This is a genomic window from Kitasatospora sp. NPDC094028 (assembly GCF_049543595.1).
GTDB lineage: Bacteria > Actinomycetota > Actinomycetes > Streptomycetales > Streptomycetaceae > Kitasatospora.
This window is the reverse complement of sequence record NZ_JBMVFA010000058.1, coordinates 18,493-32,284: the sequence shown is the minus strand read 5'-3', so window position 1 is coordinate 32,284 and position 13,792 is coordinate 18,493. Positions and strand designations below refer to the sequence as shown.

Genomic DNA, 13,792 nt, shown 5'->3' with positions numbered 1-13,792 from the left:
GGCGTCCCGGTCGACTGGGCGCGGCTCTTCGACGGCACCAACGCCCACTGCGCCGACCTGCCCACCTACGCCTTCCAGCACGAGCACTACTGGCCGCGCCCCTCCCGCCGCACAGGCGACGTGACCGGTGCCGGCCTGTCGCCGGCCGAGCACCCGCTGCTGGGCGCGACCGTCGCGCTCGCGAACGCCGAGGGCACCCTGCTCACCGGCCGCCTGTCGCTCAAGGCGCAGCCGTGGCTGGGCGACCACCGGGTGGGCGGCGTGGCCGTCTTCCCGCCGACCGGGTTCCTGGAGCTGGCGGTCCGCGCCGGTGACCAGGTGGCCTGCGACCGTGTCGAGCGGCTGGCGCTCGCCGAACCGCTCGTTCTGCCCGAGGACGGCGCGGTCGTGGTCCAGATCCAGGTGGACGCCCCAGCGGCCTCCGGGGCCCGGCCGGTGCGGATCTTCTCCCGTCCGGACGCGGACGCCGCGTGGACCGAGCACGCCACGGGCGAGCTGGTCCGCGGCGAGCGCGCGGCCGGGTTCGACGCCTCGGTCTGGCCCCCGAAGGGCGCGGTCGTCGCCGAGCTGACGGGGATCCGGGAGGAGGCGGACCTCGGTCCGGCCTTCGATGGGCTGCGCTCGGTCTGGCGGCGCGGTGAGGAGACCTTCGTCGAGGCGGTCCTGCCGGGCGACGCGGCCGACGAGGCCGCGGGCTTCGGCGTGCACCCGGCACTGCTGACGGCCGTGGTGCGGGCGGACGGCCGCGGGCTGGTGCCGGTGGCGTGGTCCGGGGTGTCGCTGCACGCCTCGGGTGCCTCCGTCGTGCGGGCGCGGCTCGTGCGCACGGGCGAGGAGACCCTCGCGCTCGCCGTCGTGGACGCCGCCGGGGAGCCGGTGCTGTCGGCGGAGGCCCTGACGCTGGCCGAGCCGGCCGCCGTGGTGCAGGGAGCGGACACCGCGGGTTCGCTGCTGCGGCTGGAGTGGGTGCCCGCGCCGTCGCGCACGGGTGAGCGCGTGACGGCGGTGACGCTGGGTGCGGGCGTGGCGTCGTTCGCGGAGCTGACGGACGATGTGCCGGATGCCGTGGTGGTCCCGGTGGCGGGTGGTTCGATGCCGGAGGACGTGCACGAGGTGACGGCGTGGGCACTGAACCTGGTGCAGGAGTGGTTGGCCGAGCCGCGGTTCGGGGACTCCCGCCTGGTGTTCGTCACCCGGGGCGCGGTGGCGGGTGGCGAGGTCGCGGACCTGGCCGGCGGCGCGCTCTGGGGCCTGGTGCGGGCGGCCGAGTCGGAGAACCCGGGCCGCTTCGTCCTCGTCGACACGGACGGCGGGCTGCCGTTGGACGCGGTGCTGGCCGTGGCCGAGTCGCAGGTCGTGGTGCGCGACGGCGTCGTCCGGGTGGGTCGGCTCGGGCGCGTGGTCCCCGGGGAAGGCTCGTCGGACTGGGGCGGGGGCACGGTCGTGATCACGGGTGGCACCGGAGGCCTGGGCCGTCTCGTGGCCCGGCATCTCGTCACCGGACACGGCGTCCGGGACCTGCTGTTGCTGAGCCGCCGCGGTGGCGTCGGCGCGTGGCTGGAGGAACTGCGCGCGCTGGGCGCCGACGTCGAGGTCGTGGCCTGCGACGCCGCCGACCGGGAGGCGCTCGCCGAGGCGCTGCACGGGCGGACGATCACGGGTGTCGTGCACGCGGCCGGTGTGCTGGACGACGGCATCGTCACCGCGCTCACGCCCGAGCGCCTGTCGTCTGTCCTGCGCCCGAAGGTGGATGCCGCCTGGAACCTCCATGAGCTGACCAAGGACCAGGACCTCAAGGCCTTCGTCCTCTTCTCCTCCATCTCGGGCGTGATGGGCACGGCGGGCCAGGGCAACTACGCCGCGGCCAACGTCTACCTGGATTCCCTCGCGCAGTGGCGCCGCCACCAGGGCCTGCCCGCCCAGTCCCTGGGCTGGGGCGCCTGGATGCCGACCGCCGGCATGACCGGCACTCTCTCCGAAGCCGACCTGCACCGCATCCACGCCTCCGGCGTCCCGCCCCTCACCGAGGAGGACGGCCTCGCCCTGCTCGACGCCGCCATGGCCGTCGACTCGCCCTACCTCGTCGCGACCGGCCGCATGGCCGCCGGCGCCCGCCCGCGCGGCGAGGTGCCCACGATGTTCCGCGCCCTCCTGCCCGCCGGGCGCCGCACGGCCTCCGCCACCGGAACCGGCGCCGCCACCACGACGGCCCTCGCCGCCCGCCTCTACGAGCTGCGCGAGACCGACCGCCTGCGCCACGTCGTCGACCTCGTCCGCACCGAGGCCGCCGTCGTCCTCGGCCACGCCTCGCCGCAGGCCGTCGCCGCCGACCGGGACTTCCACGACCTCGGCATCGACTCACTCACCGCCCTGGAACTGCGCAACCGCCTCACCGCCGTCACCGGTCTGCGCCTCCCGGCGACCCTGGTCTTCGACCACCCGACCCCGGCCGCTATCGCCGACCTCGTCCTCGCGGAGGTGCTCGGCCGGCACGACGAGCCGGTCGCCCCGGCCGCGACGGCCGCCGCCACCGCCGACGACCCGATCGCGATCGTCGGCATGGCCTGTCGCCTGCCCGGCGGGATCGAGACGCCCGAGGAGTTGTGGGCGCTGGTCGCCGAGGGCCGGGAGGGCATCTCCGACTTCCCGACCGACCGCGGCTGGGACCTCGACACCCTGCTCGGCGGCGGCCCCGGCGACCGCGGGCGCAGCGCCACCGCCAAGGGCGGCTTCCTGCACGGGGTGGCCGACTTCGACGCGGCCTTCTTCGGGATCTCGCCGCGCGAGGCCCTCGCGATGGACCCGCAGCAGCGGCTCCTGCTGGAGACGTCCTGGGAGGCCGTCGAGCGCGCCGGGATCGACCCGACGGCGCTGCGCGGCAGCCGGACCGGCGTCTTCGTCGGCACCGGCGGCCAGGACTACCTGACGCTCGTCATGAACGCCCAGGAGGACATCGAGGGCCACGCGAGCACCGGCCTGGCCGCGAGCGTGGTCTCCGGCCGGATCTCCTACACCTTCGGCCTGGAGGGCCCGGCGGTCACCGTCGACACGGCGTGCTCGTCCTCGTTGGTGGCCATGCACCTGGCCTCCCAGTCGCTGCGCAGCGGCGAGTGCACGCTGGCCCTGGCCGGCGGCGTCACCGTGATGTCGTCCTCGCTCGGCTTCCCCGGCTTCACCCGGCAGGGCGGACTGGCCCCGGACGGGCGCTGCAAGGCGTTCGCCGACGGTGCGGACGGGACCGGCTGGTCGGAGGGCGCGGGCGTCCTGGTGCTGGAGCGGCTCTCCGACGCGCGCCGCAACGGGCACCCGGTGCTCGCGGTCGTACGCGGCAGCGCCGTCAACCAGGACGGCGCCTCCAACGGACTGACGGCCCCCAACGGCCCGTCCCAGCAGCGCGTCATCCGCCAGGCCCTCGCCAACGCGCGCCTCTCGGCGGCGGAGGTCGACTTCGTCGAGGGCCACGGCACGGGCACCACCCTGGGCGACCCGATCGAGGCCCAGGCCCTCCTCGCGACCTACGGGCAGGAGCGCGAACGGCCGCTGCTGCTCGGCTCGCTGAAGTCCAACATCGGCCACACCCAGGCCGCCGCCGGTGCGGCCGGCGTGATCAAGGCCGTGCTCGCGATGCAGCACGGCGTGCTGCCCCGCACGCTGCACGTGGACGCGCCGTCCTCGCACGTCGACTGGACGGCCGGTGACATCCGGCTGCTCACGCGGGCGGAGGAGTGGCCGGAGACCGGCCGGCCGCGTCGCGCGGGCGTGTCGGCGTTCGGGATCAGCGGCACCAACGCGCACGTGATCGTCGAGCAGGCCCCGCCGGCCGAAGCCCCCGCGCCTGAGCCGGCGGTGGCGCCGGGCGTCGTGCCGTGGGTGCTGGCGGGCAAGTCGGAGGCCGCGCTGGACGCGCAGCTCGCGCGACTCGAAGGGCTGGACGCCTCGCCCGTGGACGTCGGCCTCTCGCTGGCCGCCGGGCGGTCGCGGTTCGCGCACCGGGCGGTGCTGCTGGACGGCACCGAGGTGGCCCGGGGCGTCGCCGACGGCGAGCGCAGGACGGCACTGCTGTTCTCCGGGCAGGGTGCCCAACGCCTCGGCATGGGACGGGAGTTGTATGGGCGCTTCCCCGTGTTCGCCGAGGCCTTCGACGCGGTCTGCGCGCAGTTCGACCTGCCCGTCCGCGAGGTCGTGTGGGGCTCGGACGAGGAGCTGATCAACCGGACCGCGTACGCCCAGGCCGGGTTGTTCGCCGTCGAGGTGGCGCTGTACCGGCTCGTCGAATCGCTGGGCGTGCGGGCCGAGTTCGTGGCGGGGCACTCGATCGGGGAGATCGCGGCCGCGCACATCGCCGGAGTGTTCTCCCTGGCCGACGCCTGCGCCCTGGTGGCCGCTCGCGGCCGCCTCATGCAGGCGCTGCCGTCCGGCGGCGCGATGCTCGCCGTGCAGGCGACGGAGGACGAAGTCCTTCCGCTGCTGGGCGACGTCGTGTCGATCGCGGCCGTCAACGGTCCGTCGTCCGTCGTCGTCTCGGGCGCGGAGGAGGCCGTCGCGGCGATCGAGACGCACTTCGCCGACCGGAGGACCACGCGGTTGCAGGTCTCGCACGCCTTCCACTCCCCGCTGATGGATCCGATGCTGGAGGACTTCCGTGAGGTCCTCAACGGGCTGAGCTACAACGCTCCTTCGATCCCGCTGGTCTCCAACCTCACCGGTGAACTCGGCGAGGAGGACCTCCGCACCCCCGACTACTGGGTGCGCCACGTCCGCGAGGCCGTCCGCTTCGCCGACGGGATCCGCACGCTGCACGCCGCCGGTGCGACCGACTTCGTGGAGCTCGGCCCGGACGCGGCCCTGTCCCCGGCCGTCCGCCAGACCCTGGCGGATGCCTCGGAGGTCGTCGTCGAGCCGGCCGGCCGCCGCGGCCGCCCCGAGGAGAGTGCGCTGCTGACCGCGCTCGCCCGACTCCACGTCGTCGGCACGCCGGTCGACTGGGCGCGCCTGTTCGACGGCACCGGTGCCCGCCACACCAGCCTGCCGACGTACGCCTTCCAGCGCGAGCGCTACTGGCCGCAGACCCACGCCCTGACCATCCGCTCCGGCACCGCCGCGCCGGACGACCCGCTGGACGCCCGCTTCTGGGCCGCCGTCGAGGGCGAGGACCTGGACGCGCTCGCCGCCGACCTCGCCGTGGACGGCGACGCGCTCGGAGCGGTGCTCCCGGCTCTGTCCGCGTGGCGGCGCCACCACCGCGACCAGTCCCTGCTGGATGCGCTGCGCTTCCACGAGTCCTGGCGCGCGCTGCCGGGCGGCTCGACGGCCCGGCCGTCCGGCCCATGGCTGGTGGTGACGCCCGCAGGGGACGGCGACGAGGCGTGGACGGAGGCGGCCTGCGAGGCCGTCGGACCGGACGCCCTGTGCCTGTCCGTGCCCACGGCGGAGCGTGCCGGGCTCGCCGCGCTGCTGCGCGAACTGCCCTCGACCGGGCGCCCGTTCACCGGGGTCCTGTCCCTCCTCGCGCTCGGCCGTGAGGCCGACCCGGCCGCCGCGGCCCTCGGCCTCCTCCAGGCGCTGCGCGACGCGGACCTCACCGCGCCGCTGTGGTGCCTGACGCGCGGCGCGGTCGCCGTGGCCCGCACCGAGGCGCCGACCGCGCCCGAGCAGGCCGCCGTGTGGGGCCTCGGCCGGGTCGCCGCGCTGGAGCACCCCCAGCAGTGGGGCGGTCTCGTCGACCTGCCCGAGGCGCCGGACCGGTCCGCGGTGCGCCGCCTGGCCGCCGTGCTCGCCGGCGCGGACGGCGAGGACCAGATCGCGATCCGCGCCGCCGCCGTCCACGCCCGCCGCCTGGTCCCGGCCCCGGCCGGCGCGCCGGACGCGGGCTGGACGCCGGGGCAGACCCCGGGCACCGTGCTGATCACCGGCGGCACCGGCGGCCGGGGCGCGGCCGTGGCCCGCCGGCTCGCCGCCGCGGGCGCGAGCCACCTGCTGCTGGCGAGCCGCCGGGGGCTCGACGCCCCCGGCGCCGCCGATCTCGCCGAGGAGTTGGGCGGCCTGGGCGCCGTCGTGACGATCGCGTCGTGCGACGTCACCGACCGTGCCGCCCTCGTCTCCCTGCTGGCCGCGATCCCCGCCGACGCCCCGCTCACCGCCGTCGTCCACGCGGCGGGCACGGTCGACGACGGCGTCCTCGACGACCTGACGCCCGAGCGCCTCGCCGCCGTCCACCGGGTCCGCGCCGGGGCCGCCCTCCACCTGGACGAGCTGACCCGCGGCCTCGACCTGACGGCCTTCGTGCTCTGCTCCTCCGTCGCGGGCGCCGTCGGCACCCCCGGCCGGGCCACCCTCGCGGCCCCGGCCGCCGTCCTGGACGCGCTCGCCCGGCGCCGCCGTGCCGACGGCCTGCCCGCCACCTCCGTGGCCTGGGGCGCGTGGATCGGCGCCGAGGCCACCAGCATCGACTCGGGCGCTGCGGCCGAGGACGACGGACGCATCCAGCGCGCCGCCGTCCCCGCCCTGCACCCCGACCTCGCCCTGGCCGCGCTGCGCCAGGCCGTCACCCGCCCGGCCCCCGCGCTCGTGCTGCTCGACCTGACGCAGCCGCAGGTCCTGGAGAGCCTCGTCGGTCTGCGCGGCAACCCGTTGCTGCGCGACCTCCCGGCGGCCCGGCCCGTCCTGGAGGCCGCCGCCGCGGCCCGCCGCGACTACGCGACCGCCGCCTCCGAGCTCACCGGCCGCCTGCGCGCCCTCACCCCGGCCGAGCGCACCGCCCTGCTCACCGACCTCGTCCGCACCCACGTCGCCGCCGTGCTCGGCTACGCCGACCGCTCCGCCGTGGCCCCGGACCGCAAGTTCCGCGACCTCGGCTTCGACTCGCTGACGGCCGTCGAGCTGCCCGCACGGCTCGGCGCGGCCACCGGCCTCAGGCTCCCCGCCACCTCCGTCTACGACTACCCGACCGCCCAGGCGCTCGCCGAGCACCTCCTGGCCGAGCTCCTCGACACCCCCGCAGACCCGCTGCTGCCCGCCGTGCGGGCCGCGGCCGACGACGGCGAGCCGATCGCGATCGTCGGCATGGCCTGCCGCCTGCCCGGCGGGGTCACCTCGCCCGACGAGCTGTGGCGCCTGGTCTCCGAGGGCGGCGACGGCATCGCCGGCTTCCCGGAGGACCGCGGCTGGGACCTGCGGACCCTGCTCGTCGGCGACCGCGACGGGCGGGGCCGCAGCGCCACCCTGGAAGGCGGCTTCATCGACGCCGTCGCCGACTTCGACGCCTCCTTCTTCGGCATCTCGCCGCGCGAGGCCCTCGCCATGGACCCGCAGCAGCGCCTGCTGCTGGAGACCTCCTGGGAGGCTCTGGAGCGCGCCGGAGTGGACCCGCAGAAGCTCGGCGGCAGCCGCACCGGCGTCTTCGTCGGCACCAGCGGCCTCGACTACGCGACGCTCATGATGAACTCGCGCGAGGACATCGGCGGCCACGCCGGCACCGGCCTCGCGTCGAGCGTGCTGTCCGGCCGCATCTCCTACACGCTCGGCCTGGAGGGCCCGGCCGTCACCGTCGACACCGCGTGCTCGTCGTCCCTGGTCGCCCTGCACTGGGCCACCCAGGCGCTGCGGGGCGGCGAGTGCGGACTCGCGCTCGCGGGCGGCGTGACGGTGATGACCACGCCGGTGAGCTTCGCCGGCTTCACCGTCCAGAACGGGCTCGCCGCCGACGGCCGCTGCAAGGCCTACTCGGACGCCGCCGACGGCACCAACTGGTCCGAGGGCGTCGGCATGCTGGTCCTGGAGCGGCTGTCGGACGCCCGCCGCAACGGGCACCCGGTGCTGGCGCTCGTGCGCGGCAGCGCCGTCAACCAGGACGGCGCCTCGAACGGCATCACCGCACCCAACGGCCCCTCGCAGCAGCGCGTCATCCGCCAGGCGCTCGCGAGCGCGGGACTGTCGGCCGCCGAGGTCGACGCCGTCGAGGGCCACGGCACCGGCACCGCCCTCGGCGACCCGATCGAGGCCCAGGCGCTCCTCGCCACCTACGGGAGGAACCGCGAACGGCCGCTGCTGCTCGGCTCGCTGAAGTCCAACATCGGCCACACCCAGGCCGCCGCCGGCGTCGCCGGGGTGATCAAGACCGTGCTCGCCATGCGGCACGGTGTGCTGCCGAAGTCCCTGCACATCGACCGGCCGTCCACCGTCGTGGACTGGACGGCGGGCTCGATCGACCTGCTCACCGAGGCCCGGCCCTGGCCCGAGGTCGGCCGTCCTCGGCGGGCCGGGGTCTCCTCGTTCGGGATCAGCGGCACCAACGCGCACGTGATCCTCGAACAGGCCCCCGCCGTGACCGAGTGCACCGAGGACCAGCTGGTGCTGCCCGCCGTCGTCCCGTGGGTGCTCTCCGGCCGCTCCGAGGACGCGCTGGAGACCCACCTCGCCCGCGCCTGCGCGCTCGAACTCTCTCCGTTGGACATCGGGTTCTCGCTCGCCACCGGACGCTCCGCCTTCGAACACCGGGCCGTGCTGCTCGCGTGCAGCGAGGGCCTGACGGAGGTGGCCCGCGGTGTCGCGGCGGAGCGCTCGACGGCTTTCCTGTTCTCCGGCCAGGGCTCGCAGCGCCTCGGCATGGGTCGGGAGCTGTACGCGCGCTTCCCGGTGTTCGCGGATGCCTTCGACGCGGCGCGTGCGGTGCTGGACGAGCACCTGGACCAGCCGCTGCGCGCGGTCGTCTGGGGCGAGGACGCGGAGCTGCTGAACCGGACGGAGTATGCCCAGGCCGGGTTGTTCGCCGTCGAGGTGGCGCTGTTCCGGCTCGTCGAATCCCTGGGCGTCCGGCCGGAGTTCGTCGCGGGCCACTCGATCGGCGAGATCGCCGCGGCGCACGTCGCCGGGGTGTTCTCGCTCGGTGACGCGTGCGCCCTGGTGGCGGCGCGCGGTCGGCTGATGCAGGCGCTGCCGGAGGGCGGCGCGATGCTCGCCGTTCAGGCCACGGAGGACGAAGTCCTGCCGCTGCTCGGTGACTTCGTGTCGATCGCCGCCGTCAACGGCCCGACCTCCGTCGTCGTCTCCGGCACGGAGGAGGCCGTCGCGGGGATCGAGGCGCACTTCGCCGACCGCCGGACGTCCCGCCTGCGGGTGTCCCGTGCCTTCCACTCCCCGCTGATGGACCCGATGCTGGAGGACTTCCGCACCGTCCTCAACGGCCTGTCCTACGGCGCCCCTTCGATCCCGGTCGTCTCCAACCTCACCGGCGCCTTCGGCGCGGACCTCACCAGCCCCGACTACTGGGTGCGCCACGTCCGCGAGGCCGTCCGCTTCGCCGACGGCGTCCGCGCCCTGCACGAGGCCGGGGCCACCGCCTTCCTCGAACTCGGCCCGGACGGCGTCCTCACCGCCCTCGCCGAACAGAGCCTCGGCGACGGCGCGGCCGGCTGCGTCCGCGCCGCCGCCCTGCGCAAGGACCGCGCCGACGAGCGCACCCTGCTCACCGCCCTCGCCTCGCTCCACGCGGCCGGCGTCCCGGTCGACTGGGCGGCCCTGTTCGACGGCACCGGCGCCCGCCGGGTCGACCTGCCCACCTACGCCTTCGACCACCGCCGCTACTGGCCGCGCCCGGCCGCCCTCTCCGGCGACGTCGCCTCCGTCGGCCTCGTCCCCGCCGAGCACCCGCTGCTCGGCGCCGCCGTCCCGCTCGCCGACGACACCGACGGCGTGCTGTTCACCAGCCGCCTTGCCTTGCGCGTCCACCCGTGGCTGCTCGACCACCGGATCGGCGGACGGCTCGCCTTCCCCGCCGCCGCCTTCGTCGAACTGGCCGTCCGGGCCGGCGACCAGGTCGGTTGCGGCAGGATCGCGGAGCTCACGCTCGGCGACCCGCTCCCGCTCGCCGAGGACGACGAACCCGTCGTGCAGGTGCGCGTCGGCGCGCCCGACGACACCGGCTCCCGCCCGGTGGCCTGCTACGCCCGCCCCGGCGACGCCGCCCCCGACGAGCCGTGGACGCGCTGCGCCACCGGCACCCTCGTGCCCCAGGACACCGACCTTCCGGACTACGCCCAGGCCGCCTGGCCGCCGGCCGGCGCGCTCGCCGTCGACCTGGACGGCTTCTACCGCGAGCCCGGGTGCGGCCCGGCGTTCCGCGGACTGCGCGCCGCCTGGCTGCGCGGCGAGGAGGTGTTCGCCGAGGTCGAACTGGACGGCGAACCCGCCGACGACGCCCGCTACTTCGGCCTGCACCCGGCCCTGCTCGACGCCGCCCTGCACGCCGCCGTGCTGATCGGCGTCGGCACCGAGGAGCAACTGCCGCAGCCCCGGGCATGGCAGGGCGTGGCCCTGCACGCCGGGGGAGCGGCCGCCCTGCGGGTACGGGTGGCCCGCCTCGGCGAGGACACGGTGTCCGTCACCGCCACCGACCCGGCGGGCGGCGCGGTGCTGACGGTCGGCTCGGTCACCCTGCGCCCCCCGCAGGCCGCCGCTGCCGCCGCCCGTACCGGCCGCGACCCGCTGTTCCGGATCGAGTGGGTCCCCGCCCCCGCCACGCCGCCCGCCGCCACGGCGCCGCGCTGCACCGCGCTCGGCCGGGACGCCTACGGCACGGGCTCCTCGGCCGCGACCCTCGCGGACCTCGGCCGACCGGTGCCCGACCTCGTCCTGGTCGCCCTGGACGGCCCGGCCGGCGACGTCCCCGAGGCCGTCCACGCGCACACCACACGCGTGCTCGCCCTCGTCCAGGACTGGCTGGCCGACGACCGCGCCGCCTCCTCCCGGCTGGTGTTCGTGACCCGGGGCGCCGTCCGGGCCGCCGACGGCGAGACCGTCCGCGACCTGTCCGGTGGCGCCGCCTGGGGCCTCGTCCGCTCGGCGAACTCCGAGCACCCCGGCCGCTTCGCCCTCCTCGACGTCGAACGCACGGAGGACGTGGCCGCGGTCCTGCCGCTGCTGCCCGGCCTGCTGGCGGACGGCGAGGCCCAGTTCACCGTCCGCGACGGCGCCCTGCGGGTGGGCCGACTGGCCCGGCTCGCGGACGCGGCGGGGCTGCTGCCCCCGGCCGGCACGCCGTGGGTCATGGAGGGCACGCTCGCCGACGACATGGCCCTGGTGCCCTGTCCCGAGGCGGCCGAGCCGCCCGCGGCCGGACAGGTCGCCGTCGCCGTCCGGGCCGCTGCGGTTCATGGAGGCGGAACCGGCGCGGCCGGCGTGGTGACAGCGGTCGGTGACGATGTGCCGGACCTTCGCCCGGGCGACGAGGTCTTCGGCGTGCTGCCCGCCGGGCCGAAGGCGGTCGCCGACCGGCGCCTGCTGGCCCGGCTGCCCGAGGGCTGGTCCTTCGAGGGCGCCGCCGCCCTGGCCGCCGACTTCGTCCCCGCCTGGCAGGCCCTCGGCCGCTCGGCCGCCCAGGCCGGCCGGACCGTCCACGTGCACACCACCGCCACCGGCCCGGCCACCGCCGCCGTCGAGCTCGCGCTGCGACTGGGCGCCGACGTCTCCGCCACGGCCCCCGACGGGCTGCGCGCCGCCCTGCTCGGCCACGGCCTGCCGCCCGAGCGGCTCGTCGGGCGCGCGGCGGCGGGAACCGACCTCGTCCTCGACGACGACGCCTTCGCCCACCTGCCCGCACCGGACCGCGACGAGACCGCCGCGATCCTCGCGGAGCTCGTCGCCCTGGCCGCACGCGGCGAGCTCACCGCGCCACCGGTCGCCGCGCACGACATCCGCGCCGCCCGCACCGCGCTCGGCGCCGGGGAGTGCGCCGCCCGGACCGTCCTCACGATGCCCGCGGAGCGCGACCCCGACGGCACCGTCCTGATCACCGGCGGCACCGGCGCCCTCGGCCGCCACCTCGCCCGCCGCCTCGCCGTCACCGGCGCCCGCCATCTGCTGCTCACCAGCCGGCGCGGACCGGACGCGCCCGGAGCGGCCGAACTCCTCGCCGACCTGGCGGCGCTCGGCGCCGAGGCCCGCGTCGTCGCCTGCGACACCGCCGACCGCGCCGCCACCGAGGCCCTGCTCGCCGGCATCCCGGCCGAGCACCCGCTCACCGCGGTCATCCACACGGCCGGTGTGCTGGACGACGGCATCATCACCGCGCTCACCCCCGAGCGCCTGTCCGCCGTCCTGCGGCCCAAGGTCGACGCCGTCTGGCAGCTCCACGACCTCACCCGGCACCTCGACCTCGCCGTCTTCGCCGTCTTCTCGTCCATCGCGGGCGTCATGGGCAGCCCCGGCCAGGGCAACTACGCCGCGGCCAACGCGTTCCTGGACACCCTCGTCGACCACCGCAGGTCGCTCGGCCTGGCCGGCACCTCGCTCGCCTGGGGCCCGTGGGCCCAGGAGGCGGGCATGACCAGCGAGCTCAGCGAGACCGACATGCGGCGCATGCAGTCCGGCGGCATCCCGCCGCTCTCCGTCGAGCAGGGCCTCGCCCTGTTCGAGGCCGCCCTCGGCTCCGCCGAACCGCTCGTCATCCCGATGGGCCTGGCCGCCGGGGGCATGCGCCCCCAGGGCGACGTGCCGCCGCTGTTCCGCGGACTCGTCCGCGCCGCCCGGCGCACCGCCGCCGGCGGCGGCGCGAGCGGCGCCGACGCTGCCGCCGACTTCACCCGGCAACTGCTCGACCTCAACGAGCGCGACCGCATGTGCCACCTCGTCGACACCGTGCGCGCCGAAGCCGCCGCCGTCCTCGGCCACCCCTCCCCGGAGGCCGTCGACGCCGAACGCGACTTCTACGAGCTCGGGTTCGACTCGCTCACCGCCGTCGAGCTGCGCAACCGGATCGCCGCCGTCACCGGCCTGCGGATGCCCGCCACCGTCGTCTTCGACAGCCGCTCGCCGGTCGAGCTCGCCACCTGGATCCGCAGCGAGCTCGCCAACCAGCGCACCGAGGACGGCGAGGACGGGGCCGTGCTCGTGCCCGGCGGCGAACCCGAACTCGACTCCCTGGAGCGGCTGTTCACCGACGCCCTGGCCAACGGCAAGGTGCCCGAGGCCCAGCGCATGCTCGCCACCGTCGCGGCCCTGCGCCCCACCTTCGAGGCGACCGCCGAACTGGAGGACCTGCCCTGGGCCACCCGCCTCGCCGAAGGACCCCGCCCGACCCGGCTGATCTGCGTCAGCGCGCCGACGGCCAACGCGGGCGTGCACCAGTACTCCCGGCTCGCCGCCCACTTCCGCGGCGAGCGCGAGGTGTCGGCTCTCCCGCTGGTCGGCTTCGCCACCGGCGAGCGGCTGCCCGCGACCCCCGAGGTCGCCACCCGGGTGATCGCCGAGAGCGCCCTGCGGGCCGGCGACGGCCACCCGTTCGTCCTCGCGGGCCACTCCTCCGGCGGCTCCTTCGCCTACGCCGCGGCCGGCCTGCTGGAGCACACGTGGGGCATCCGCCCGGCGGGCGTCGTCCTCTTCGACACGCTGAGCTTCCAGCACAACGCGGACGAGGGCACCGACTACACCGGCATGATGCGGCTCAACTTCACCGGCGCGGACTCGCCGGTGCGGCTGACCAACTCCCGGCTGTCCGCGATGGGCCGCTGGATGGTCCTGCTCAACCAACTGGAGGTCCAGCACACCTCGGCGCCCGTCCTGCTGGTCACCTGCGACCGCGCCCTGACGGGCGTGGACGAGGCCCCGATCGAGCAGCGCGCCCAGGCCGAACCGCTCGTGCCGGGCGCCCGGGTGGTCGGTGTCGACGCCGACCACCTGTCGATGATCCGGGAGGACTCGGCCCTGACCGCCGAGATCGTGGAGGAGTGGCTGCGCGGCCAGGAATAGCCGCGGGCCGGACGGGCGTGCCGGGCACCCACGAGTGCCGGCACGCCCG

Annotated in this window: 1 protein-coding gene; it reads left to right on the top strand. The window is 76.4% G+C overall.

The window, feature by feature from the left end:
* Positions 1 to 13,743: type I polyketide synthase (locus tag ACPC54_RS40695; protein WP_498972578.1), on the top strand; the 13,743-nt coding region annotated here is incomplete at its 5' end.
* Positions 13,744 to 13,792: the final 49 nt, after the last annotated feature.